Source organism: Bhargavaea ullalensis (assembly GCF_042432615.1).
GTDB lineage: Bacteria > Bacillota > Bacilli > Bacillales_A > Planococcaceae > Bhargavaea > Bhargavaea ullalensis.
The window spans coordinates 30,085-55,948 of record NZ_JBHLWY010000011.1; the positions used below are offsets into that span (position 1 = coordinate 30,085).

Annotated in this window: 25 protein-coding genes; 4 read left to right on the top strand and 21 right to left on the bottom strand. The window is 50.4% G+C overall.

The annotated features are described in order from the left end of the window. Window positions 1–4 precede the first annotated feature (4 nt). The 11 genes from ACFFIY_RS03010 to ACFFIY_RS03060 all read right to left on the bottom strand — a co-directional run bounded on the left by ACFFIY_RS03010 (window position 5) and on the right by ACFFIY_RS03060 (window position 13,523). Window positions 5–1,459 carry an ABC transporter substrate-binding protein gene (locus ACFFIY_RS03010; protein ID WP_354197894.1) on the bottom strand — a complete coding sequence of 485 codons (1,455 nt, stop codon included), beginning with the start codon at window positions 1,457–1,459 and terminating at the stop codon, window positions 5–7. A gap of 314 nt (window positions 1,460–1,773) precedes the next feature. Next, on the bottom strand, window positions 1,774–2,607 hold the full coding sequence (locus tag ACFFIY_RS03015; protein ID WP_354197892.1) for a MurR/RpiR family transcriptional regulator: 834 nt from the start codon (window positions 2,605–2,607) through the stop codon (window positions 1,774–1,776). Beyond that, window positions 2,588–3,613, bottom strand: coding sequence for a D-cysteine desulfhydrase family protein (locus ACFFIY_RS03020; RefSeq protein WP_354197890.1), 1,026 nt, complete (start codon window positions 3,611–3,613; stop codon window positions 2,588–2,590). The genes ACFFIY_RS03015 and ACFFIY_RS03020 overlap by 20 nt, the downstream gene beginning before the upstream one ends. Window positions 3,614–3,626: 13 nt before the next feature. Further along, window positions 3,627–5,048 carry a serine hydrolase domain-containing protein gene (locus ACFFIY_RS03025; protein WP_354197888.1) on the bottom strand — a complete coding sequence of 474 codons (1,422 nt, stop codon included), beginning with the start codon at window positions 5,046–5,048 and terminating at the stop codon, window positions 3,627–3,629. A gap of 4 nt (window positions 5,049–5,052) precedes the next feature. Next, a complete protein-coding gene (locus tag ACFFIY_RS03030) occupies window positions 5,053–6,495 on the bottom strand; it encodes a serine hydrolase domain-containing protein (RefSeq protein ID WP_354197886.1) in 1,443 nt (480 codons plus the stop codon). A 34-nt stretch (window positions 6,496–6,529) separates the two neighbouring features. Then, the gene (locus ACFFIY_RS03035; protein ID WP_354197884.1) at window positions 6,530–7,558 is read right to left on the bottom strand and encodes an ABC transporter ATP-binding protein; all 1,029 of its coding nucleotides are present in this window, start codon (window positions 7,556–7,558) and stop codon (window positions 6,530–6,532) included. Then, window positions 7,555–8,574, bottom strand: a complete 1,020-nt coding sequence (locus ACFFIY_RS03040; protein ID WP_354197882.1) for an ABC transporter ATP-binding protein — start codon at window positions 8,572–8,574, stop codon at window positions 7,555–7,557. Before ACFFIY_RS03040 ends, ACFFIY_RS03035 begins: the two co-directional genes overlap by 4 nt. A 30-nt stretch (window positions 8,575–8,604) precedes the next feature. Next, window positions 8,605–9,465: an ABC transporter permease gene (locus ACFFIY_RS03045; protein WP_354197946.1), complete on the bottom strand. Its 861-nt coding sequence runs from the start codon at window positions 9,463–9,465 to the stop codon at window positions 8,605–8,607. Window positions 9,466–9,519: 54 nt separating this feature from the next. Next, window positions 9,520–10,440, bottom strand: coding sequence for an ABC transporter permease (locus tag ACFFIY_RS03050; protein ID WP_354197880.1), 921 nt, complete (start codon window positions 10,438–10,440; stop codon window positions 9,520–9,522). A gap of 107 nt (window positions 10,441–10,547) precedes the next feature. After that, window positions 10,548–12,092 (bottom strand): ABC transporter substrate-binding protein, encoded by a 1,545-nt coding sequence (locus ACFFIY_RS03055; protein ID WP_354197878.1) that lies wholly within the window; start codon window positions 12,090–12,092, stop codon window positions 10,548–10,550. Between the two features lie 60 nt (window positions 12,093–12,152). Then, window positions 12,153–13,523 (bottom strand): serine hydrolase, encoded by a 1,371-nt coding sequence (locus ACFFIY_RS03060; RefSeq protein ID WP_354197876.1) that lies wholly within the window; start codon window positions 13,521–13,523, stop codon window positions 12,153–12,155. Window positions 13,524–13,884: 361 nt separating this feature from the next. Between ACFFIY_RS03060 and ACFFIY_RS03065 the strand changes: the two genes are divergently transcribed. Next, complete coding sequence (locus ACFFIY_RS03065) at window positions 13,885–14,757, top strand: alpha/beta fold hydrolase (RefSeq protein WP_354197874.1); 873 nt, start codon at window positions 13,885–13,887, stop codon at window positions 14,755–14,757. Between the two features lie 147 nt (window positions 14,758–14,904). On the opposite strand, the gene ACFFIY_RS03070 is transcribed toward ACFFIY_RS03065, so the two are convergent. Then, complete coding sequence (locus ACFFIY_RS03070; protein ID WP_354197872.1) at window positions 14,905–15,054, bottom strand: hypothetical protein; 150 nt, start codon at window positions 15,052–15,054, stop codon at window positions 14,905–14,907. Window positions 15,055–15,381: 327 nt separating this feature from the next. Here ACFFIY_RS03070 and ACFFIY_RS03075 point away from each other — a divergent pair, with 327 nt between their 5' ends. Continuing rightward, window positions 15,382–16,554 (top strand): hypothetical protein, encoded by a 1,173-nt coding sequence (locus tag ACFFIY_RS03075; RefSeq protein ID WP_354197870.1) that lies wholly within the window; start codon window positions 15,382–15,384, stop codon window positions 16,552–16,554. Window positions 16,555–16,581: 27 nt separating this feature from the next. Then, window positions 16,582–17,817, top strand: coding sequence for a metal-dependent hydrolase family protein (locus ACFFIY_RS03080; protein WP_354197868.1), 1,236 nt, complete (start codon window positions 16,582–16,584; stop codon window positions 17,815–17,817). A gap of 51 nt (window positions 17,818–17,868) precedes the next feature. Here the strand turns inward: ACFFIY_RS03080 and ACFFIY_RS03085 are convergent, their stop codons facing one another. From ACFFIY_RS03085 to ACFFIY_RS03095, 3 genes are all read right to left on the bottom strand, one after another. After that, on the bottom strand, window positions 17,869–18,231 hold the full coding sequence (locus ACFFIY_RS03085) for a hypothetical protein (protein WP_354197867.1): 363 nt from the start codon (window positions 18,229–18,231) through the stop codon (window positions 17,869–17,871). Window positions 18,232–18,273: 42 nt separating this feature from the next. Continuing rightward, on the bottom strand, window positions 18,274–18,837 hold the full coding sequence (locus ACFFIY_RS03090) for a DUF6036 family nucleotidyltransferase (protein ID WP_354197866.1): 564 nt from the start codon (window positions 18,835–18,837) through the stop codon (window positions 18,274–18,276). Between the two features lie 431 nt (window positions 18,838–19,268). Next, complete coding sequence (locus ACFFIY_RS03095) at window positions 19,269–20,066, bottom strand: YczE/YyaS/YitT family protein (RefSeq protein WP_354197864.1); 798 nt, start codon at window positions 20,064–20,066, stop codon at window positions 19,269–19,271. Window positions 20,067–20,181: 115 nt separating this feature from the next. Here ACFFIY_RS03095 and ACFFIY_RS03100 point away from each other — a divergent pair, with 115 nt between their 5' ends. Next, window positions 20,182–21,054, top strand: a complete 873-nt coding sequence (locus tag ACFFIY_RS03100) for a LysR family transcriptional regulator (protein WP_354197862.1) — start codon at window positions 20,182–20,184, stop codon at window positions 21,052–21,054. Window positions 21,055–21,146: 92 nt separating this feature from the next. On the opposite strand, the gene ACFFIY_RS03105 is transcribed toward ACFFIY_RS03100, so the two are convergent. The 6 genes from ACFFIY_RS03105 to ACFFIY_RS03130 form a co-directional block, all read right to left on the bottom strand. Further along, complete coding sequence (locus ACFFIY_RS03105; protein WP_354197860.1) at window positions 21,147–21,359, bottom strand: hypothetical protein; 213 nt, start codon at window positions 21,357–21,359, stop codon at window positions 21,147–21,149. After that, complete coding sequence (locus ACFFIY_RS03110) at window positions 21,352–22,356, bottom strand: TIR domain-containing protein (protein ID WP_354197858.1); 1,005 nt, start codon at window positions 22,354–22,356, stop codon at window positions 21,352–21,354. The genes ACFFIY_RS03105 and ACFFIY_RS03110 overlap by 8 nt, the downstream gene beginning before the upstream one ends. Window positions 22,357–22,475: 119 nt before the next feature. Then, a complete protein-coding gene (locus tag ACFFIY_RS03115) occupies window positions 22,476–23,018 on the bottom strand; it encodes a helix-turn-helix domain-containing protein (RefSeq protein WP_354197856.1) in 543 nt (180 codons plus the stop codon). Between the two features lie 106 nt (window positions 23,019–23,124). Continuing rightward, window positions 23,125–24,024, bottom strand: coding sequence for a 4-hydroxy-tetrahydrodipicolinate synthase (dapA, locus tag ACFFIY_RS03120; protein ID WP_354197854.1), 900 nt, complete (start codon window positions 24,022–24,024; stop codon window positions 23,125–23,127). Window positions 24,025–24,044: 20 nt separating this feature from the next. After that, the gene (locus ACFFIY_RS03125; RefSeq protein ID WP_052455728.1) at window positions 24,045–25,364 is read right to left on the bottom strand and encodes a TRAP transporter large permease; all 1,320 of its coding nucleotides are present in this window, start codon (window positions 25,362–25,364) and stop codon (window positions 24,045–24,047) included. Next, window positions 25,361–25,858 carry a TRAP transporter small permease subunit gene (locus ACFFIY_RS03130; RefSeq protein ID WP_052455727.1) on the bottom strand — a complete coding sequence of 166 codons (498 nt, stop codon included), beginning with the start codon at window positions 25,856–25,858 and terminating at the stop codon, window positions 25,361–25,363. Before ACFFIY_RS03130 ends, ACFFIY_RS03125 begins: the two co-directional genes overlap by 4 nt. Between the last annotated feature and the right edge of the window lie 6 nt (window positions 25,859–25,864).

Below are 25,864 nucleotides of genomic sequence, written 5' to 3' on the forward strand. Positions count from 1 at the left end.
ACGATTAGTTGTTTTCTGAAGCCTTTACATGCTCCCATTCAATGTAGTTTCTGATCGGATGGGCTTTGAAGCTATCCAGTCCGCGGGTGGCATGAATCGTCTCTTTCACATACAGAGGAACAAAAGGAGTTTCTTTCATCACGAATTCTTGTGCTTCCTTATAAAGGGCCAACCGTTTGTCTACGTCCATTTCCACTCGTGCCTCTTTGAGAATTCGGTTCAGCTCCGGATCTTCATAGTGCAACCGCGTAGATCTGCCTTCTCCGAACAGGAGGAAGTACATGACATCCGCATCCAGCCAGCCGTACGCCCACAAAATCATTTCATGCTTGCCCTGCGGCGTCTGTTCAATGATGGCAGCTGACTCCTGGGTCGAGATATTCATTTTGATCCCGATTTCCATCAGCTGGTTCTGCAGGATTTGTGCAATCCGGTGATTCACAGGGTCTGTGTCCACCCACAATTCAACGCTGAATTCCTCACCGTCTTTTTCAGCCAGGCCTTTGGAATTTATTGTCCAACCGGCTTCTTCCAAAAGGCTCTTCGCTTTTTCTGTGTCCCGTGCATAGATTTCTTTCGCTTTTTCTTCAATTTCTTCGCTGTAGCCGAATGTCGCTTCCGGAAGAGGACCGTAAACCGGTCTGGCAAATCCTTCGAGTGCAGTATCCACGATCGGTGCCCGGTCGATTGCCAGGGCGATGGCCTTTCTGACCCGCTCGTCCTGGAACTTCGGCAACTTGTTGTTCCAACCCAAATAGTTCAGGACGTAGTCAGGAACCTTCTCAATGTTGACTTCGGGATCTTTCTCCAACTCGCCCACATATTGTCCCGGAACATTCATCAGGATATTGACGGTTCCCTTTTTGAATTCCAACGCGCGTGTTTCTTCGTCAGGAACAAACCTGAACTTCACCTTGTCAAAGTTCGGTTTGCCGTCAGGCCACTTGTAATCTTCAAACGGTTCATACGTAATGGAATCGCCACGCTTGATATCCGTGATTTTGAGTGGCCCCAGTGCGCTCGGGTTCTTCTCAAAACCCTCTCCGTTTCCGTCCAACACGGACGTATCAAGCGGAGCCAAGTATGGCGAAACCGCATTGCTGAAAAACGGGGCATACGGCTCGGCCCATGTAAACTTAATCGTGTAATCATCCATCACTTCAATATCGGTGATCTCACCGGCGTTATCATAAAACGGGGACGTCTCAAGGAATCTGTCCATCGAACTCTTCAGTGCATCCGCGTTGAACGGCTCCCCGGAATGGAAAGTGAGTCCTTCTTCCAGGCTGAAAATGATTTCTTTACCGTCATCTGATACCTCGTAATCTTTGATGGCCCCCGGAATGGTGCTCCCTTGGTCATCCATATTCAGGAATGAGAGATAGGCAGCGGCGGTCGGGTCACTGATCGAGCTTGTTTTATGGACATCCACTGAATCTGGTTCCGTAACCGTGGCCACGACAATTTCACGGTTCCCCTTCCCGTTTTTCCCCTCACTTGCTTTCCCCATATCACAGGCACTCAGCAACAATACAGATATAACAATCACCACCCATAACTTTGAACCTTTCTTCATCTCGGTCCCTCCATTTTCAGGTCATCGTTGTGTGATCCATTCCATTGTCTGCATTGATGGATAGATCACTGACTGTAACTCATGCAGTGGAGAAGAACATGTTCCTGACGATTTCACTTCAACTGACTATCCTTCTGCCATTTGATCTCCCTCATTCTCATGCATCACCCCCATTACAATGACTAACAGACAATCGTTTAAATAAAGAAGTCTCTGGCATTTGCCGTGTCCAACAGTTTCATGCGTTCTTGGATAAACTCGGGGTTTTGCGAGGAAATAGCGAAAACAATACTGTTCATCAGTGAAAACACTGCCGGTGCACTGTCCAATGAGGACTTAATCCCCAGCTCTACAGGAAGGAGCAGATCGGCCACCTCCGAAATCGGAGAAAACCGGTGGTCCGTAATTCCGATGACAAACGAACCTTTTTCCTTGGCTGTTTTGGCACTGAGGATCGTTCCTTTGTTGTAGCGGTGAAAAGTAAAGGCGACGAACACACTGTTTTCGTTCAATTCATTGATCCGCAGCAGAATATTGTCATGGTCAGGAAAAAACACCCGCGTATTCCCGCACACCATGTCGAGTGCAAAACTGAACCAGGCAGCCATTGAACTAGACGGTCCTGCACCAGTAACCAGCGTCCGCTCTGATCGGCTTAACCGCTTAACGGCTTCCGTCAAGTTTTCTTCACTAGAGTTCTCCATCAATTTCTTGATGTTTTCCAAGTCTCGCGCCATTGTACTTTTAATTGAATCATCCTGACTTTCCTTCTGGCTCACATAAACTGACAGGCTGCTTTTTTCAAAGATCCGGCTTTGGACATCCTGTTGCAGCTCCCCGTATCCTTCATAGCCGAGCTTTTGGCAAAACCGGATAATGGATGTTTCACTGACGCCGATTTTGTAACCCGCTTCTTTGGCGGAGCTGACGGCGAATATCTTTGGATCGCTGAAAAAGAAACCGGCGATTTTGTTGAGTGCGTTCGAAAAAGTTGGCTGCTGTTCTTTAATCTTACTTAGAATCTCGTCCATCGCTTTTTCCGCTTCCGATTAGAATAGAGGCGCTACCGAAAACAGACGGCAGGCCACCCGTATGGATAAAGAGAATATTGTCTCCCTTATTGAACACTTTCTCTTTTATTAGGCCGACCAGCCCCGCCATCACCTTGCCGGTATAAACGGGATCAAGCAAAATGCCTTCTGTTTTGGCCAACAACCGGATGCATTCCAGGGCGGAAGACGTTGGGATGGCATACCCGTCGCCCACATAGTCATCTAAACATTGGACGGAACGGTCAGATAAGCTTTTTGGAACAACCAACTCCTCCAATATGCCCTCTGCCAACCCCCTTACAATTCCTTCTGCATCTTCACTGTTGCGCGATACGCTAATGCCAATCACAGGTATCGGACGGCGTGATTGAACCAAACCGGCCAAAAGCCCTGCATGGGTCGCCCCGCTCCCGGACGCCACTACGATGGCATCCAGATTCACGCCCATTTCCTCTGTCTGTTGAATAATTTCATGGGCGCATTTGACGTAGCCCAATCCGCCGAGCACATTGGAGCCGCCGAGGGGGATGACGTATGGGCGCCCCCCCTGCGTTCGAACCTTTTCAGCGGCTTTCTCCATTTCCTCCTGCATGTTTGTGCCTTTCGGAACGACGGTGATGTCGGCGCCGAGCAAGTGATACAGGAGGATATTTCCGTTTGCTTCCGGATGGTAACTGTTCGATATGACTTCTTCCAATACCAGGGAACACTTGAGCCCCTCTTTGACGGCGGCGGCCAGTGCAAGCCGGCAGTGGTTGGACTGCGTGGCACCACATGTGATGATCGTGTCTGCGCCCTGTTCAATCGCATCCGCCATGATGTACTCCAACTTGCGGGTTTTATTGCCTCCGGCGGTCAGTCCGGACAAGTCATCCCGCTTCATATAAATATTGGGGCCGTTCAAAGCTTCCGTGAAATTCCCCAGGAACTGTAGCGGCGTCATATAACTCGTATAGTTTCTTTTCGCCCTGGTTGTGGCATTCATCACCTTCACCCCTTCATGATTTGGTTTTCGGGAATTGCCGGTGGTGGAAGAAGACCCGCTCAACTTGGCCGTCCTTCCACTTAAACTGCACGATTTCGGCTTGGTCACGGACGTAGATGAGGAACACGTCTTCCGATAAAGCGGCAGCCTGGATCGGCTGTTCCTCGCCTGGTACTTCGAACAATAGCTTCGTGCCATCCTGGGCAACGGCCAGCTCCATCCCTTCACTGGATACATACCGCCCGGTGTAGCCGCTCAGTTCACGGTCGGTGTATGAGTGTCCGCCGGCTTCCACAGGGAAGGCGTCGAATTCCCGCCCTTCCATCAGATTAATCGCACCTTCCAGAATTGTCGGTGCCGGAACTCCCGCAAGGTTGGTCAAAACCGCGCCTGTGATTCCCCGCTCAGGAATGATGCACATGTGGGAGGCAATGGCTTTGGAGTTTCCGCTGTGCTGGATCAGCTTACTTCCGAAGAAGTCCGGCGTGACCATCAGACCGTATCCATAAAATTGGCCCGGCGAGCATTCGATATAGCACGAGGTCATCGCTTCCACGCTGGCTTCCGACAAAATCCGCCTGCCGCCCGATATGCCGTTTGTTCTGTAAATTTCTGCGTACTTTAGCAAGTCCCTCACCGTGGACTTGACGGCACCTGCTCCTCTCATGGCAGGTGAATCCCACCAGATCGGGGCTTCATACACTTCCTCGCCTTCTTCAGTTTTGCGTTTGGAATATAGCATTGTAACTTCATCCGAGTTTTTCAGATCGTCGATCAAGACACAGGAATGATTCATCTGCAGTGGCTCGAACACATGCTTGCGAAGGTAACCTTCAAACGTTTCATGGCTCACCGCTTCGATGATCATGCCGAGCATGGCATATCCATCGTTCGAGTAGCTGAATTCCGTTCCCGGCTCCCCCAGCAAATCAAAATCCAGTTGTGAAATAAACCGGAGCAATTGATCGTATGTTTCAATCGACTCTCCGTCATCACCACTTTGGAATTTCAGCCCCGGATAATCCGCCAGTGACGGATCTTTCATCCGGCTTTCCCTGCCTGCATAAAACAACGTCGGCAGCGGCGGCAGTCCGGAAGTATGTGTCATCAAATGATGGATGGTAATGGAATCGACCGTTCCGTTTTTAACCTGAAACGCCGGAAGATAGTCAACGACAGGGTCATGCACATTCAGTTTCCCGGCTTCCTGCAACTGCATAATGGCAACACAGACGAATGACTTTGTGATGGAGGCAACCCCAAACACAGTGTCCATCGTTACCGGTTGCTCTTGTCTGATGTTCCGGTGGCCAAACCCCTTTTCATAAACCGGCTTGCCGTCTTTTGCAATAGCGACGGCAACCCCCGGAATCCTATACTTCCCCTTCAAGGATTCGATGCGGCCGTCAATTTGTTCGACTTGGATTACGCTCATTTCTTCACACCCCCGCTTTGCTCGTGTCTTTTACTTTTGGAAATTGCCGATAATGATAGGAAACCCGGTCAATGTTCCCCTGGTAGTCTGATTTAAAGCTCAGAATTTCCTGCTGGTCTTCAATATCCACCAAGAAGCGGTCTTCCCCGATAAAGCGGATCGGGTACGAAGATCCCTGAGTAGTGAATACCGGCGAACCTTGGTTCACGGAAATCGAGAAACTCATTCCTTCGTTTGAAGCGTAGGTTCCGGTGTACTTTTCCAGCTCTTCGCCAGAAATTTCGGCATCCCGGTAACGGATATGAGGATGTTCCGCATCATACCCTTGATGCTCATTGAGCGCCCCCATCAAAATGGTCGAAGCCGGGACGCCGGCAAGGTTTGTCAATACGACGCCGGCCAGGCCGATCTCCGGAACTACTGCCATCAAAGATGCAATCGCTTTCAGATTTCCACCGTGTTCAACCAATTTATGGCCGTAATAGTCGGGTGTGATCACCAGGCCGTACCCATAAAACTTTCCTGGCTCTATTTCAATGTAGGGATAGGTCATTTGGCGCACACTGTCCTCGGATAGAATTCGCCTTCCGTCAACTACTCCGTTGTTCCGGTAAATCTCGGTGTACCTCAGCATGTCTTGCACGCTGGACTTCAAGTAACCCGCCGCCCTCATCGAAGGGGCATCCCACCATACCGGCGCAGGATAAATCGCGGTCGTGTTGTTCCGGCTCTCTTTTTTTGCATACAACATTGTAATGTCTTCCTGGGCGGACAGTTCATCGAGTTCAAATGTGCTGTTTTTCATTCCCGCCGGATCCAAAATATGATTTTTGACGTATTTTTCGTAAGGCATCCCGCTCGCCCGTTCGATAATCGCCCCCAGCAAGGCGAATGCATCATTGGAGTAGCTGAAATGCAGTCCCGGCGGACCCAGCAGATCAAATTCCAGACCTCCTATAAAGTCCATCAAGTCTTCATAGGAATCCAGCGGGGATTGTTGGTCATCTTCGTCGATTTCAAGACCCGGATAATCTGCAGTCGACGGGTCTTCATCCATGGAGCGTTTATTGGCATAGACCAGGGAAGGCAATGGCGGCAAGCCCGAGGAATTCGTTAAAAAGTGGTGGATGGTCATTTGTTCTGTCTTCTCCGGATCTGTTGTCCGGAATTCCGGAAGATGCTTTTTGACACGGTCATGCACAGACAGCTTTCCGGATTCCTGCAGCTGCATGATCGCCACGGCTGTGAATGACTTGGTGATGGAGGCAATTCCAAACACTGTTTCAGGCTCGACAGGCAAATTCTTTTCAACATTCCGATGTCCGAACCCCTTGAAATAAACTGCTTTGCCGTCTTGATTGAGACCAATCGAAACACCCGGGATCTGGTGATTGTGGATCAGTTGTTCTGTAAAGTCTTCAAACTGGCGCATTGGCTTGTTTTCCATCTGTTTGAGTCTCTCCTTCAGAAATGTCTGCTTTTTATACAGGAACCGGCATATCCCGTTTCTGCTCGCTCTTCATGATTTCAGGATCGTATAAATGACAACTTACAAAGTGGCCCGCCTCGGCTTCAATCTGTCTTGGCTTCACGGATCGGCAGGCATCCATGGCAAACTTGCATCTCGGATTAAACGGACATCCTGCCGGTGGATTGGCCGGGCTCGGCACATCGCCTTCCAATATGATCCGTTCTTTTTTAATGCTCGGATCGGGGACCGGAACCGCGGACATCAAGGCTTGCGTGTAGGGATGAAGCGGGTTTGCAAACAAGTCCTTCTTGTTTGAAACCTCCACCATGCGTCCGAGATACATCACTGCAATCCGGTCACTGACATGCTTGACGACGCTTAAATCGTGGGCGATGAAAATGTAAGTCAGCCCAAGGGATTTTTGTAGGTCCTCGAACAAATTGACGACCTGGGCCTGTACGGAAACGTCCAGGGCCGAAACAGGCTCGTCCGCAATGATCAGCTTCGGATTAACGGCGATCGCCCGGGCAATCCCGATACGCTGCCTTTGGCCTCCGCTGAACTCATGAGGATAACGGGAGGCATGGCTTTTATTGAGCCCGACCACTTCCAGCAGTTCCTGGATCCGCTGCTCCCGTTCTTTTTTTGTCTTGCCGATCTGGTGCGTTTCGAGAGCTTCGTGTAAAATTGCGCTGATCGTCATCCTCGGATTAAGGGAGGCATACGGATCTTGAAATACAATCTGCATTTCACTGCGCAATTTCCGCATTTCATCCCCTTTTAAATTTGTCACTTCCTGTCCCTTGAACTTGACAGAACCGCTTGTCGGCTTGATCAGCTGAAGGATACTGCGGCCGGTAGTAGATTTTCCGCATCCGCTCTCTCCTACAACGCCCAACGTCTCTCCTTCGCGCAATACAAACGAAATTCCATCCACCGCTTTTACGGCTCCTTTTGCTTTTCCAAAGATCGATTTCCCAACCGGAAAATGCGTCTTTAAATCCGTTACTTCCAATAAGACATTTTGCTCCTCATTCATCCGATTGCTCCCCCTTCCTCATAAAGCCAGCACCGGACTCCTTGTTCGCCATGTTTGAAGATAGGCGGGTTTTCCTCCCCGCATTTGGCCATTGCAAAATTGCATCTGAACCGGAACGGGCAACCCTGTTTCACTGCTCCGACATTCGGGACATTGCCATTGATCGGCTCAAGGCGTTCATCTTCCTCCGCGTGGATATTCGGAATTGAATTCAGCAGTCCGACGGTGTAGGGATGCTTCGGACTTTTGAACAACGTCATGACATCGGCCTCTTCCACAATCTGCCCGTAATACATGACCACCACCCGGTCCGCGACTTCTGCCACGACACCGAGATCATGCGTGATCATTAAGATGGAAGTGTTCATCGTTTCTTTCAGGTCGTTCATCAGGTCCAGGATCTGTGCCTGAATCGTCACATCAAGCGCAGTGGTCGGTTCATCTGCAATGAGCAGCCTCGGCCGGCAAGCCATCGCCATCGCGATCATGACCCTTTGTCTCATCCCGCCTGAAAGCTGGTGAGGGTATTCATCCACAATCTTGTCTGCACGAGGGATTCCGACTTTTTTCAGCATGTCGATTGATTCTTGTTTCAGCCGCTTCTTCGGCGTCGCATGGTGAATCTTCAATACCTCGCTGATCTGGTCACCGATTTTATGGACCGGGTTCAGCGAAGTCATCGGTTCCTGGAAAATCATTGAGATCTCATTGCCGCGCACATCCCGCATCTGCTTTTCAGTCAGCTTATTGAGATCAGTATCGCCCAGACGGATTTGACCTTCCACGAATCCGTCGTTCGGCGAAATCAGTTTCATGATGGAGAGGGCGGTCACACTTTTACCGCATCCGGATTCCCCCACTACGGCAAGTGTTTCCCCTGCGAGGATATGGAAGTTCACATCTCTGACGGCCGCCATGGTTTCTTTTTTATTTTTCTTGAAATGAATGTTCAAATTCTCTACTTTCACCAGTTCTGTCCGAACTTCAAAGCTGTTGCGTTCTTTCACGCTTTCCATCGCTCAACCTCCTCTTTCAAACTGCCTTCATTACAGTTTCAGACGCGGATCCAACGCATCCCGCAGGCCGTCACCCAGCAAGTTGAATCCCAATACAACCAGCATGATGCAAAGCCCCGGGAACACCGTCATCCACCAGGCTTGGCTCAAGAATGACTTGCCGACATATACAAGAGCGCCCCACTCGGGGTTTGGCGGCTGCGCACCCAACCCGAGGAAACTGAGTGAAGCGGCTGCCAAGATAGCGCTTCCGAATTCGAGCGTGGCCAGAATGATGATTGGAGACGCGATATTAGGCAAAATATGTTTAAAAATGATCTTATGATTCTTCACACCCAGTGCACGCGCCGCCTCCACGTATTCACTTTCCCTCACAGAGAGCACCGACCCCCGGACAACCCGGACGAACGAAGGAATGACCGCGATGGCGACCGCAATCATGGCGTTCGTCAATCCGACGCCTAGGATGGCGACGATGACAATGGCCAAAAGCAGCGACGGCAGCGCAAGCAGAACATCCACACATTGCATGATGAAGATGTCAATCTTCCTGAAGTAGCCTGCAATCACACCGAGCAGAACCCCCACCGTGCCGGCGATGGATACGACGACAAGCCCCATCAGTAGGGAAACACGGCCGCCGTATAAGATTCTGGAGAACAAGTCCCTGCCAAACTCGTCTGTTCCAAGGAAGTGGCTCGAGCTTGGCCCGGCCAAACTTTCTCCGTAATTCATCTCATTGATCGGATGAGTGGCAAGGAGCGGGGCAAACACAGAGGCAATGGTGAACAGAAGCAAAATAGCCGCTCCAAGGAGTGCACTCTTGTTTTTTGACAACCGGATCAAGACGTTTATAAAATAGGGTTTTGACTTTGGATCCTCCTCTATCATCAACAATTCTTTCGGGTGTTCGATTTGTGGCGTCGTCACTTTGATCCCCTCCTTTTATTCATACTTGATCCGCGGATCGAGCATCGTATAAACCACATCAACGAGCAGATTCACAACGATGAACGTTAAAGCGATGAACAGGATCAGTCCCTGGACGGTTGGAATGTCACGGGTCGAAATCGAGTCAATGATCAAATTGCCGATGCCGGGCAGGGCGAAAACCGTTTCGGTCACCACTGCCCCTGCAAGCAGATACCCAAACTGCAGTCCGATCAGTGTAACCACCGGAATCATGGCGTTTTGAAGACTGTGCTTGAAGATCAAACGATACATATTTGCCCCTTTTGCATGAGCGGTCCGAATGTAATCCTGCCTGATCACCTCCAGCATGCTGGAACGGGTCATCCTGGCGATATTGCCGGCTGAACCGAGGGCAAGCGTAACCGAAGGCAAGATCAGCGAGTAGATGCCGTCATATCCCGAAATCGGGAACCAACCGAATTGGAAAGAGAAAATCAAGATCAGGAACAGGGCAATCCAGAATCCCGGAGCCGAAATGCCGACCAGCGCAATCATCATCGCCAGGCGGTCAAAAATCGTGTTTTGCTTGACTGCAGCCAATACGCCCAGTAAAACACCGAAAACGGTTCCCAAGATGACGCTGTACAGGGCGAGCTGTGCCGTTACGGGAATCCGGTTCAATATCTCTTCCCACACCGTATAACCGGTGATGTAAGAAGTACCGAGATCGCCTTGGAGTGCGCCGAGAATATAAGAGAAGTACTGCATGAGAAGCGGCTGGTCCAAGCCCAATTGTGCTTCCAGCTTATTCACTGCATCTTCTGTCGCGAAATCCCCCAAGATGTATGTAACAGGGTCACCCGGAATCAAGTGAACCATCAAAAAGACAATGATGGAGACACCAAAAAGGGTGAGCGCCATGGAGGACACTCTCTTTAAAAGGTAAGAAGACATACTGATTGACTCCTTTCTTATGTTGGAGATATGGAAGCTTTAAAAAAAGAATCGGAAAAGCGTCATCCACTTTTCCGATTTCCTTCACTGCATTGGATACAGGTTGCTTAATTACCGAACTTGGCGCCGTCCCAGATGAGCATGTCCGAAATCGGGTGCTTATGCAGCCCTTCAACACCACGGAATGCAGTCACCTTTTCGCGGACAAACAGCGGAATCCAAGGGCTGTTTTCAACAAGGTAGTCACCGATTTCTTCATAGTCCTTCAGCCGCTGATCCATATCCATTTCAGCGCTCGCATCAACGAGCATGGAGTTCAGGTCTTCCGGCTCCCAGTGCATGCGTGTGGACTGATCTTTGCCGAACAAAGCCTGTAGAATATCCGCATCGTACCAGCCGTATTGCCAGATCACCATTTCGTGCGCACCTTCCGGCAGTTGGGCACGGATCGCAGAGTCTTCCTTTACAACAAGCTTCAGATCCACGCCAATTTCAGCCAGCTGGTTCTGGACGATCTGGCCGATTCGCTGCATCGCCGGCTCGTCTGTGCTCCAAAGTTCGATTGTGAGCGGCTCGCCGTCTTTCATCACAATGCCTTTTCCGTTCGTTTCATCCCAGCCTGCATCTGCCAGCAGTTGTTTTGCTTTCTCTTTATCGTATGAATACATATCCTTGGCTTTATCTTCGACTTCTTGGCTGTATCCGAAAATCGTTGGAGGCAGCGGGCCGTAAATCGGCTGAGCAGCGCCTTGCAGCGCTTGTTCAACGATCGGGGTGCGGTCGATTGCCAATGCAAGTGCCTGCCTTACCCGGATGTCCTCAAACTTTGGACGTTTCATGTTGAAGCCGATGTACGTATTGCCGGCATCCAGAACTTTTTGGACCGTCACGTCCTTGTCGGCTTCGAGTTCTTTGATGCTTTGTGGCGGGACATCGGTCAATACGTTAACCGATCCTTTTTTGAATTCAAGCATCCTTGTTTCATCGTCAGGGACAAAACGGAACGTGACTTTCTTGAACTCAGGAGCGCCCGCCTCTCCCCAGTAGTAATCTTCAAACGGCTCATACGTAATCGATTCGCCGCGCTTTGTCTCCACATGCTTCAGCGGGCCGGACGCCACAGGGTTCTTCTCAAACCCAGCGTTGTCTGCATCCAGAACGGACGTATCGAGTACTCCGCCCGCATTTGACGTGGTCGTGTTGCTGAAGAATGGAGCGAATGGCGTTTCCCAGTTGATGACGAACGTCCGGTCATCGAGGGCTTCCATCGATTCAATCGGTCCGAGATGAGTTCCGTGGGAAACATCGAGATAGCGTTGCAGGTTGCTGACAACGGCTTCTGCAGTGATCGGGTTTCCATTATGGAACTTCAAGCCCTCTTTCAGTGTAAAAGTGACGGACTTTGAGTCATCGGAAACTTTATAATCCTCGACCAGCCCGTCGATCACATTTCCTTCATCATCAAACCTGAACAAAGTGCCATACAAGTGTGTGTTTGCATCGTCTGTCCAGGTCGTGTTATGAATATCGACCGTGTCCGGCTCCCTGACATGCGCGATCACCAACTCATCGCTGTTTGAACCCGCATTTTTCTTCTCGCCCGCGTCGGCCCCCGGGTTGCAGGCCGCAAGCATCATTGCCGAAGTCAACATGATTCCTGCTACGATCCTTTTCACATTGCTTTCCCCCTGTATGAATAAATTTGGTTGAATCTATTGCTCATCGTTGCCGGTTTGTTTCATCAGCTGCCGGGAGTGATAGGCGAGCCGGATGACTGCTCCGGACCCGTCACGGAGAAACTGCATGATTTCTTCATCATCCCTGATGTTGGTGATGAACAGATCTTCTTCTATGCAGCGGACGGGATGGTACTCAGAGTCTGTGAACAAGGTTAATTGCCCGCCGTACGTGCCGATTTCCACCGTGACCCCCTCTTTGGACCGATAAGTGCCCGCATACTCTTGCAATGCTTCTTGGGGCAATTGAATCGATTCTGACGGATACCGTGTTGCATGGAGATCGATGTCCCGAATGGCATTCATCGTGCTTCTGAGCATGGCACCGGAAGGAACAGCCGATAAGTTCGTCATCGCAATGCCGGTCAGACCCTGCTCCGGTATGATCCTCATCAGTGAGGCGATGCCATCCATGCTTCCGCTGTGCTCCACCACCCGAGAGCCGTCAGGATCTTCGGTCAAAAACAAACCATAGCCGTACGACTTCCCGGGTTCGACTTCAATGCATGGAGTCGTCATTTGACGGACACTGTCTGCGGACAAAATCCGGTTTTCTCCAACACACCCGCCTGTCCGGAAAATCTCCGCATACCGGAGCATGTCACGGACCGTTGACTTTAAGTATCCGGAGGCAAACTCCAGCGGTTCGTGGTCCTGCCAGCCGTCCAGCGGATAAACAACCACTTCCCCTCGGACTTTCTTCGCTTCATACAGGACCGTGATGTCCGGGTCCCCTTCCAGGTCAGCCAACTCGATCACCGTGCGATGCATCCCCGCCGGAAGGAGAATATGCTCCTTGATGTAAGCTTCGTATGACTGACCGCTTACACGCTCAATCACACAGCCGAGCAGTGAATAGGCGTGGTTGGAATAACTGAATGTCTCCCCCGGCTCGCCCAGAAGCTCCATGTTCAAGTCCCCGATGAATTCCATGTAGTCCGTGAAATTATTTACCGGCCGGTCATGATTGAGGTGCGAAGGCAGCGGCGGAAGAGAGGATGTGTGGCTCATGAACTGCCGGATGGTCATCTTGGCGGTCTTTTCCGGATCCTTCGTTTTAAACTCGGACAAGTATTTGGTGACCGCGTCATTAACGTTCAACAAACCAGCTTCCTGAAGATGCATGATGGCAACGCATGTGAATGATTTGGTGATCGATGCGATTCCGAATACCGTATCCATCGTGACCGGTTGTTGCTTTTCCATCTCACGAAACCCGAACCCTTTTTCATAAAGACGTTCGCCGTTTTTATTCACTCCGATCGCATAGCCGGGAATGGAGTGCTTCTCCATCAAAGCTGTGATATGCCGTTCAGCCTTGTCCAATGAAAGTAACCCAGTCTGCACTTCGCTGACCCCCCCATCATATTATTCAAGCGGTAACACATGAGCAGTCGTCCGTTCCAATTGGGCTTTGGCCGCCCATTAAGACTTATGGAGCAAGCGATCTTCTTGAAGCGGATGCTTCATATTTTCTCTTTGGAATCAAATGCTTCTCAAGATTTCTCACCATTATAGTACATGAATCAAGCCAATACAACAGAATCTTTTATATTATTTGAATATAATTATTTATTCTATTGATTGCTTGTTTATCCATGATAGTATGTTTATTAGTGTGACTGTGGCCGCTGCGGAAAAGGCCGTGCCGGGCGGTCAAACTGTGCTTTCAGAGCTTTTACTATCCCAATGAATCGAGGAGATTGCGATGTATGCAGCAATTAACGGCACTAGAATTTATTACGATGTGGACGGAGCGGGAGTCTCAGTGGAAGGCGGCGAAGTCAGGCACAAACCGGTCATCTTTATACTTCACGGCGGGCCGGGCGGATGCCATCTAAATTTCAAGCCGTACCTTGACGAACTTACAAAAACCGCCCAGTTGGTTTACGTTGACCAGCGCGGCTGCGGCTATTCAGACCCGGATGATCCGGAGAAATACACACTTGATCAAAATGTCGAAGACGTAGAGGCGCTGCGGCAACATCTCGGTGTCGAGCGAATCTGGATTCTCGGCCACTCTTACGGCGGCATGGTGGCAATGAGCTATGCAATCCGACATCAGGAACACACGGCGGGCCTCATCCTGGCCGCCACATCCCCTTCCCACAACTTCTTGGAAAAGGCGAAACAGCATGTTAAAGAACATGGCAATGCCGAACAGATGGCCGTGGCCGATGTGCTATGGGAAGGCAAATTCGAATCCCAGGAACAACTCCAGGAATACTACCGGGTGATGGCTCCCATGTACTCCACCAAAACCGCAAAAACGGAAAGCCTCCAGGAAACTCCGGCAAATCGTCCCGCAGTCAAACGCAATTATGAAGCGCTCAACAAAGGCTTTGGCGATTTCCTGCTTCGCTTTGATGTGCGCGAAGAGCTGAAATCCTTAAAGGTTCTGACACTGATCATTGCCGGCCGTCATGATTGGATCACCCACTACACCGAAAGCGAAGAAATGCACCGGCTCATCCCCGGCAGCGAACTGCAGATCATGGAACACAGCAGCCACAACCTCTTCGCCGACGACACCAGCGGAACGAACGAACTCATGGCGGACTTCCTCGCCAAGCACGCGTAATAATAGAAAAGGAAGGACCGGGGGAAACCATTCGTTTCCCCCGGCCCTTTTCTATATGGAAATCGGTTTGCGTCTCACTCGCACCGCATTGTGTCTCACTCATCCTCCCTAATAATCTTCCCATTAAAAAAGACCACCCCGGGGCAGTCATTGAAGAGCACAGAGCGCGCTTTCCAGCAGCTCCATGTCATCGGCGATTTGCAGACGAATTTCGTGGTCTTCGCAGTTTTCGTGATCCATGGCCAGGCGCGACAGTTCATATTGGAACATCATTTGTTCTGCGGATTGTTCATACATCGCATTTCCTCCGTCCGATATCGATATTTCCAATATTCCCCTCACCCTCTCCTCTTAAACGCCAATAAACACCTTCGATGCAATACGGCCAATTTGTTTTCTCAATCCGCTTTTCATTTGTATTTTTTACCAAAAACACGCTCTTCATACAAGCGATGGAGCGCCAAAAAAACCACTCAAAAAGAATGCGCTTACAAAATATCTTATCCGATATATCTCTGAAAATTCCATTGACTTCTTCTGTTGCGGTAAGTAAAATCAGACCATTGAGTTATGAGTTGCTTGGATTTTTCAGAACAAACCGCCAAAAAGAAAGAAGGACTTCTCATGTCAGACATCATTCACTCTCCTTTGGTTGCCACCGTATTGATCTTCGCCTTGATTGCGTTCGGGGAGTGGCTGTCGATCGTGTCGCGGGCGCGGATCCCGATGCTGCTCACGGCGATGGTCAGTTTCATGATCCTCTCCTGGACCGGCATCTTCCCGTCCGACCTGCTGGAAAGCTCACAGTTCGCCGCGCTCGGAGCGATCTTGATCGGACCTGCGATTGTCCACATGGGCACGCTCATCCCGCTTAAAGTATTGCAGGTGCAATACCGCGCGGTCGTAATTTCTCTGATGGGGATCGCCGGGGCCTCCGTGCTCATATTCGCGGTCATCCCGTTCCTCTTCGACTTCGCCACGGCCGTGGCGGGCATCGGACCTTTGAGCGGGGGCATCGTCGCCATGATCATCACGACCGAGAAGCTGACAGAACTCAATCTCGGGACGGTCGCGCTCATCCCCGCACTGATCGTGGCTTTCCAGGGACTCATCGGCATGCCGCTTGCCCTGAACTTCATGCGCTCTTACTCCAAACGGCTGATCGGGCAAATCGACAGCGGAACATTCAAGCCGATGAACGCCGCCTCTTCGGAGGGGGAGGGAAAGGAAAAAGAACTCGGTCCGGTCCGCTCCAGCATGACCATCCGGCTGTTCCTCGTCTTCCTTGTCGGCGCTGTCGGGGTCGTGCTCGGTTCGGTCACCCCGATCCACTACAGCCTCTGGTGCCTGCTGTTCGGGATTCTCGGCGCCAAAATCGGGTTCCTTGAGCATGAATCTCTCGTCAAAGCCAACTCGTTTACGATCACGATGCTCGGCATCATTTTCGTCGTCATCGGTTCAATGGCCGGCGTTTCGCCTCAGGAAGTGCTTCAGCAGCTGCCGGCAGTGGCCATGATCATCATACTCGGGACGGCCGGCATCGCGCTCGGCGGATATGTCGGTTCCAAGCTGGTGAAATGGGATCCATTCAAAGGAATGCCGGTTGCCCTGACCGCCCTCTTCGGCTTCCCGGCGGATTACCTGTTGTGCGAAGAAGTCGCCCGGAGCACCGCCCGCAACAAAGAAGAAGAAAAACAGATCTTCAACGAACTGCTGACGCCGATGCTGATCGGCGGATTCACGACGGTGACCATCGCATCGGTCGTCATCGCCGGCATTCTCGTTTCATTCTTGTAAAACCATTTATCATTGGAGGAATTCATCATGACAAAGACCATCATTGAAAACGGACTGATCATCAACGGAACAGGCAGCGAGCCGGTCCGGGGAATCGTCGTCACGGACGGCGACAAAATTGCGTATGTCGGGGACGCTTCGGGCTACACGAAAGCCGGTGACGAGGAGGTCATCGACGCTGCCGGCAAGACGGTCCTCCCCGGCTTCATCGACACGCACGTCCATATGATGTTCGAATATACCCCGATGGAAAAGCGGCTCACCACCCCGTTCAGCTACATGTACTATCAAGCGATGAACTACATGAAAGCGACGCTTGATGCAGGCGTCACCTCCGTCCGCGATGCACTCGGCACCGACCTCGGCGTCAAGCGCGCCATCGAAGACGGTTTGATCCAAGGCCCGCGCATCCAGCTCAGCATCAATGCCCTCACGATCACGGGCGGACACGGCGACGGCATGCAGATCAACGGAGATGTGCTCGACATCTCCCCGTCCGGCTACCGCGGCATGCCGACCGGAATCGCGGACGGCGTGGACGAAGTCCGGAAAAAGACGCGCGAAATGCTGCGCGCAGGCGCCGAAGTGATCAAAGTCCACGCGACCGGAGGCGTCCTCAGCCCGACCGACCATCCCGAATTCACTCAGTACTCGTTCGAGGAACTCTCGGCCATCGTCGAAGAAGCCCGATTCCGCAAAGGCGTCAAAGTCATGGCCCACGCACAAGGAGCGGAAGGCATCAAAAACGCCGTCCGTGCCGGCGTCCACTCGATCGAACACGGGATTTACATTGACGAGGAAGCGATTGAATTAATGAAGGAACACGGCACGTACCTCGTCCCGACACTCCTCGCTCCGGTCGCCGTCCTGGAAACGGCAGAAGAAGTCGGCATGCCGAAGTCCGCCGTCGAGAAGTCGAAAGAAGTCATCGAAGCCCACAAAGAAAGCTTCGCCCGTGCCTACAAAGCCGGCGTGAAAATCGCCATGGGCACCGACGCCGGCGTCTTCAAACACGGCACCAACCTCCGCGAACTCGGCCTCATGGTCGACGACGGCATGACCCCGATGGACGCCATCGTCGCCTCCACCAAAGTCGCCGCCGAGTGCATGGGCTGGGATGATAAGGTGGGTACGCTCGAAAAAGGGAAATTTGCAGACGTCGTGATCGTGGACGGGAATCCGCTGGAGGATGTGTATTTGTTGGCGGATCAAGGGAATATCCGGACAGTGATCAAGGGCGGGGAGTTTGTGAAGCAGATTTAAAAAAAATATTTTATATGAAGAAACGCGCATCTCAATTGAGAAGCGCGTTTCTTATCGGTTATTGGAGTTCTTAATTAACGCTAAAGGCTTTTGCCTTCTGTTTATTTTCTTTAACTGGATATATTCGGCGGCTTCGTCTGAAATAGCAGCCCGCAAGCGGATATTCCCGGCTGCTACACTCAGCATCTTTGTTACATCCTGAACACGTTCTTTATCTGCATATGGAAAAGCAGATTTGACATTCCTGTACAGTTCATCACGATTTAAAAAACGGTCTATCTCATTTTGTTGGTTTGCCAATTCCTTTGCCATGACTACAGTTTGCTGGCGATAAGCAGTTCCTTTCCCGCTTAAATAATTCTTTTCTTTATCCAATTCCTTCAGGAAATCTGAATAACTCATTGTCCGCTGCATGACCAAGTCGCCTCCTTCCAAGTTATTTTTACGCACTTCTTCTTATACTATACCCTTTTCGTCTAAAATACGTTCTAACTGGTGTAAATTTAGATTTGGATCATGTTTGTTCAGCAAATTCTCTTCATACTCGGCGATCATATCACCAAGCAACTCTTGATTACACATCTCTAACAAGGAACTGCTCTCGAGATCTTCAAGATCTTTTTCGCGTTTAGAAAAGATTTTACAACACGCTAAAAGTTCAATGGAGGGTACAAATACGCGAATATTGGAGAACGGCACATCCAACTCTTGTCTGGAATCTTCCTCCTGAAAGTCTTCAAGAGGAGGGACCTCCATAACACCACCGACCGGATGGATGTTTGCCTTTTTTAGTTGTTCATAAATGGCATCAAAATTAGTGGCAGATGTCACGTTTACATCAATATCTTGTGTAGGACGAAAATCCGTGTGATTGTTTAATTCAAGCTGCAATAAAATACCTGAACCACCTAAGACAACAAGTTCCGCCTTCACTCCAGCCTGGATACAAAGAAAATCCAGAAGAAATAAATGATCCACAATCTCTTCTGACTTGGTGTATTGATCGTGATCTTTTTCCATTTCTTCTTCCCTAACAGGTTATGGTGGTTCATAAAAAGTATTCATTAAAGTTTTCTTCTCTGCTCAATGCTCATTACCTATTAGTATATCATCCGCCCCAGATAAGAACAAATGTTCCTTCTAACTCTTTCTTAAAACGCATGCTAACAATATAAAGCCCTTAACATCCGGTGCCAACATTTATCAAGGAGTATATCAATACTTGCCAGGGAAACGCATTGGCTCTAACCTTCTTGTGGGCGGGAGTACAACTGTTAAGACAACCAGTCCGTATCACTTTAACCAACATCTTCGTATTGGCGCAGGCTGAGGTGACGCCCGAGGAGTGAGCGGATTTCCTCGATTGATGGAGTTTACAAAATAGGACACAACAAAAAACACCCTCCGCATGATCCCATTGACCACACAAAGAGTGTCCCTTCTACACCTATTCAGACTGACCAGTCCTCATCCTTTACCTGCCCAGATGCAGAATGCTTCAACGCTTCCAGTCGTTCGCGTTCGGCTTTTTCCTTTTCTTCGAGTACTGCTTGTTCCGCTTGGGCAGCAATGGTTGTCACCTGGAGATCTTCATGGCCGCGGTACACCCAGCCCAGCATCGGTTCCCGAAAGTGGATGATCAGCCATCCGAGGATTTTGCCGATGAAGACGGCGGCGACCACTGTTCCGATCCCGATTGATCCGAGTGTCCGAATAAAAGTCAGGCAGACGAGCCCGGCGAGGACGACGTTCAGGAGGTCGCTCGTGATTTTGGCTTTGCTGAATGCCCATTTAAACCGTGTCGCGATGACGGCGGTCAGTTCATCGTATGGCATGAGCGGGAGCTTCACGCTCGTATAATCGAGCAGTCCGACGGCCACGACAAAGAGGCTGACGATCAGGAACAGCACGCGGACCGCCGGGGTTTCAGAGACGGGGAGGAGTTGCAGAAGATAGAGAGTGAGGTCCATAAAGAAGCCAAATAAAAAGGCAATCATCAATTGAACAATTGCTTCGCGTGGGTTAAACCGTTTGCTGATCATAATTTGCAGGATAATAAACAACAGATTGGCGACGATGGTCATCATGCCGACCGACAGGCCCGTTGTCAGTGAGAATGCATAGGCGAGCGAAGACACCGGCGAGACGCCGAAGTTGGCCAGAATCGAGAAGCTGACGCCAAGTGACAGGAAAAACAGGCCGACCACGTACAAGGAAAGCCGTTTGATTGTTACATGAATATGATTCATTACATCCCTCGCTGTTCTAAGACTATGCTTTCTATGCTAACACAATCCTCGTTATACTAATAATATCTATTTAGTAGTAATATTATATCCAACAACATATGATGGAGCTGATCAAATGGATATCCGCCAACTACAATATTATCGGGAAATCGTAAAGCATGGGAACATCTCCAAAGCGGCGGAAGCGCTCCATATCGCACAGCCGCCGCTGAGCCAGCTATTGAAGAAGCTCGAATTGGAGCTGGGCACGGTGCTGATTCATCGCTACCGCCAGAAATGGGAAGTGACGGAGTCCGGCCGGCTGCTCTATGAATACGCCGAGCAGCTGCTGAGCGGGATGGACGACATCAAACGCCGCATCGGGGAAATCGAATCCGGCATCGCGGGGACCGTGCGAATCGGTGTTTCTTCCGCCTGCTATAACCTGCTGGTCGAATTCATCGCCTCTTTCCGCGATGAATTCCCGAAAACCCACCTGGAAATCACCACAGGGGACTCGGAAGGACTGCTTGCCAAACTGCGTCAGCGGGATCTCGATCTCACGCTGATCCTAAGCCCCGCCAAACTGGAAGAAGTTGAAACAAAAAAGCTGAAAACCCAGCCAGCTGTCCTGCTCGCCCCCGAATCCTGGTCCGACAAACTGTCCGACAAACCGTCATTCGAAGAAATCGCGCGGCTCCCGTTCATTCTGCTCAGCGCCATGGAAGGCTACTCCTTCTCCACCGCCGTCCTCCGCGCGTTCGAAACGCTCGGCCTGCAACCCGACATCGTCGCCGAATGCAAAGACGTCCCGCTCGCCGTCGCCCTCGTCAACCGCGGCCTCGGCGTCTCCATCATCCCGGGCATGCACTACAAATCCATGTTCTTCAACAACCTGAAAATCTACGAACTCCCCAAAATCGAATACCACGTCGAACCCATTCTCGTGAAATTAAAAAACGCCCCCGTCACGAGGGCAGCGGAACGGTTTTGGGGGATGGTGGAGTGAAAGGAAGGAACAGCTTTACCACACCGGACAACGGCATGATAGTGAAAACTCCGATTTTGCTTCCCGTGGTAGGAAGTTCTAGCCAAACTCCGTTACTTCGCAGATACCATCTTTAATCTTTGGATCTTCTTCTTCCAGAAGTTTTCGTCTTCCAGAAATTCAGGCTTGGAGTAATTAGCGGCCCGTTCAATAACGACTCGCCCGACCTGTTCTTCTCCATTAACCGCATAAGCAATAACTCTATTCTTCACTGGAGTATATACTGCCTTTCTGGTCGACCTGTTAACTGTCATTTTCTTATTCATTAGGCATCTCTCCTAAAATGTCCTCAACGCTTCTGATTAACTCGCTGTTGGAGTCAAGCATATTTCTTAATTCTTCAAGGGATAATTTTGCCCTGCCTTCCATATGGACAGAAATCATATGAGTATTGATTGGATAACACACCAAGTATGCGCTAATAATGGAGCTTTCCAACTCAACCACTCGTTCCTTCGAGGTTAAATAACTGTCCACTACAAGAATTTTATCCTTTTCATCCCTGTCTTCATTTATAGAAAAAGGGTAAAACCGATCAATACCCACGTCTCCGGAAAGGTAGCGGATTCCTTCATCTGTTGCCGTCCAAATGCCTACCCCAATCACATCGTAATCAGCCGGACAGGTATGAGAGTCACGGATAGCTTCGAATAAACAATCATGCAGGCGGGTCTCTCCTCGGATCAACAGCTTGGTAAACCGGATATAAAAACGCCGAATCTTTTTCATCGTCGTTAAATCTTTATCCATTTCCTCCAATAAGACGACGGGATCAGGATAATGCTTTAACTCTTGGATTCGCTGTTTAATCTCAGTACATGCCCAATTAACTGCAGCTATATAATTTTGGTCGTCCCTGACTTCATATTCAAGCGATCCGAGTCCGTTAAAGTCAGAAGGTAACGCGAAGCCCGCCATATCTCTGTCATTTCGGGACAACTTATTCGGAACTAAAAAGAACACTCTTTCCCTTTTTAATTTACCCCAAAACATTCCCATTTCAAACACGGTATTGTCACGGGTCCGATACGTCCCCTCTCCCCTAGAGATCACTAAATCATCCGGGGCGAAAACAAAAACTGCAAAGTCATTGCTGTTTAATTGCTCATCTAAATCATCCAAAGTGTAACGGCTCGCTCCAAAAACTCCAGCAGTCCACGGAGTAACCTCTGCAATATATCTCAGCTGGCGGTGTATGGCATCCACGTAGTCCTGCGCTTCTCTTGAAGAACCGATAAAAACCCTTGGCATCCTATTATCCATAGACCCTCCTTGGAATCATTAATTAATTCCTCCATCGAGAACGCATGTTCCCAATATCATATCACACTATTTTAATTATTCAAATCTAAAGGCGCACAATTGCATTCCAAGCCTCAACCTCACCCCTCCCTCCCCTCATTCGTACTCACCACAAGCAGGATGACCGGCTTGTCTGTTTCGTTGTACCAGGTGTGTTCCTTGGAGGAGTCAATATGCAGGGATTCATGGGGATATAGCGTCTCTTCATGTCCTTCGAGCATCACTTTCAGTTCTCCCTCCAAGACGTAGACGAATTCCTGTCCGCGGTGGGAGTAGGGGGCTGTTTGGGATTCGCCTGCTTTCAGTTCGATCCTGGCAGGTGTGAATTGCGGTTGATCCAGATCTCCTGTGAGGCTTGTGTATGTAAAGTTCGGTTGATCCGCTCTTTTCTTTAGAGATTTTCTTTTGATCGGGGATTCTTCTTCGGGTTCGAAAAAGAAGTTCACGCTTACCCCGAGGGCTTCGGCAATCTTCCTGACCGATGTGAATGTCACGGTGCTGATGCCCCGCTCCACTTGGGACAGGAAGCTCATGGACAGGCCGCTGCGCTCGCTCAGTTCTTTCAAGGTCATTTTCTTCTCTTTCCGGATCCGTCTGAACTCTCCTCCGATTGAATCAGTCATTTAGCATCCACTCCCGTTCGTGTTTCATCATCTGTATCTCCACTATACACATAACTCTTCCACTCTCAACAAAAATTCCCGGAGCACTCGCACTCCGGGACATCATTCATCTATTCTCTTTCAACTCACCCAGTTCTCTCATATGCTTCTTCAACGTTTCTTCCTCTTCCTTTGTAAGTCCGAGTCGCGGCCTGCGCGGGGGTCCGCCTGCCAGTCCTTTCAGTTCCATTGCCCGCTTGGCCACCTGGACGTATTTGCCGGATCCTTCGAGGAAATTGCAGAGCGGCAGTAGGCGGTCGTATACATCCCACGCTTTCGCAAGATCTCCTGCTTCGAAGGCGTCGTATACGGCTTTCGCTGTCCGCGGGGAGATATTTCCGGCGACCGAGATCCAGCCTACTGCTCCTACGAGGAATGATTCCAGCACCATGTCATCCGCTCCGCAGAATGTCTTGATGGATCCTGCGCCCTGTCTGGAGATATCCCGGACATTCCGGATTTCCCCGCTGGATTCTTTGATATGGGTGATGTTGCTGACGTCCCTTCCCACACGGAGAATCGTTCCAACCGAGATATCGACTCCGCTTGTGAATGGATTGTTATAAATCATGACCGGGAAAGAGACTGCCTCTGCGACCGCTTTGAAATGCTCATAGATTTCTTCTTCCTTCGGATGAGCATAGTAAGAGTTGATCAGCAACGCCCCGTCCGCGCCTGCTTCTTCTGCCTGCCGGGTGTATTCAATGGCGTCGGCTGTTGTTTCGGCTGCGGTTCCGACGATCAACGGCAGACGTCCGTTCACCTGCTTGACCGCCACTTCCACTGCTTTGTAACGCTCTTCCTTCGTCAGGCTGACAAATTCTCCGGTGCTTCCGTTGATGGCAAGTCCATCCACGCCTTCTCCGATATAATACTCAATATTGTTTGCAAAGCCTTCCCAGTTCACAGTTCCGTCCTCATGCATCGGTGTTACAAGTACAGGGTAAACGCCTTTAAAATCTACCATTTTCATAACCTCCATTAATTTTAGTCTCTTAACAGTTCAGGCAGCCAAGTTGCCAGCTGTGGGAATACGATCAGCAAGATCGCCGCGATCAATTGAATGATAATGAACGGCACCGTGGCCCGGTAAATCTTCCCGATGCTGACGCGCTCTCCGACGGCACTCTTCAGATAGAAGATCGCAAAACCGAACGGCGGCGTCAGGAACGCCATCTGCAAGACGACCATGAAGATGATTGCCCACCACAGAGGATCGAACCCTGCATCGACGACCACCGGCGTAATGATCGGTGCTGCGAGCATGATCAAGGCCATTGTCTCCAAGAACATCCCGAGAAGGATGATGAACGCGAGGGCAAAGAAGAGTACGCCCCATTTGCCACCCGGTGCGCTGGCTGCCATTTCAGAAACAAACTGATTGCCGCCGACTCCTGAGAAAACTGCACTGAAAGCCGCGGCACCGATCAAGATCCATCCGACCATGCCCGTCATCTTCATTGACTCATAGATGGATTCTCTCATCTTCACCCAGTTCAGCCGCTTGGAAGCCACACCGATGATGACGGTGCCCAGCACACCGACGGCCGCCCCTTCTGTTGGCGTCGCGACACCGGTGAAGATCGAGCCCAGTACGAGCACGATAAGGAGCATCGGCAGGAAGACGGATTTCAATGAATTAAACTTCTCCTCAGTCGTTGCCCGGTCATCCTTTGCCAGAGCAGGCGCCATGTCATCTTTCCGGTAAGCCTGGAAAAGGATATAGGCCACGAACAGAAGGATCAGCAGGATTCCTGAGCTGAGCCCTCCTGCGAACAGGCTTGATACCGAGACACCCGTGATCGCCCCGTAGACGACCATATTCAGGCTCGGCGGAATCAGCTGGCCGAGTGTTCCTCCCGCCATGATCGAACCGAGGCTCAGCGTCTCGTTGTATTTGTATCTCATCATCTGCGGAAGTGCGATCAGTCCGAGGCCGATCACGCCGGCTGCCACGACCCCCGAGATTGCGCCAATGATTGCACCGACGACAATCGCAGTGATGGCCAGCCCGCCGCGCAGCCCCCCTGACCACTTATATACCGCATCGAACAGGTCGGAAATGATATTCGTTTTCTCAAGAAGGACCGACATGAGGATGAACAGGGGGATCGCAATGAGCGTGAAGTTATTCATGATCCCCCATGTGGCGCTCGTTAATAAAGCAGTACTGTCGATTCCCCACATCATCAAAGCAAAGACGATCCCGACAGAAGCAAGCGCAAATGCGATCGGCACGCCAAGGAACAACAGAAGGAGCAGCAGGACAAACATCGCGATCGGCGCGTATTCGAAGATGAACATCATTTCGCGTCACCTCCGCGCCAGACTTTGTAGATTTCCACCCATGCCTGCAACCAGATCAGCAAGCCGCCAATCGGAATGAACCATTTGAACCACCAGATCTGCGGATTGAATGAACTTTGATGGGACGATCTTTCCATGATCCTTGTCGACTCTACCGCTGAATCAACCCCTTTGAACACCAGGAATGCGCTTACAAACAAAACAACCAAAAGCCCGAAGGTGATCAAAAGCTTCCCCGCTTTTTCAGATACATACTGCAGAATGATATCTACCGCGATATGTCCCTTGACCCTTAATGTATCGGCACCTGAAAGTAAAATCATGATGCCGAATATAAAAATCGGCACTTCAAACCCCCAGTCCGGCGCGCTGGAAAGGAAACGGCGCATGATGACGGTATAGACGATGACAAGAGTCAGCGGGATCATCAATAGTCCTGCGAGTTTTCCCACTGCTGACGAAAGAGCTTCAATTCCTCTCAGTAATACGTTCATCCAATC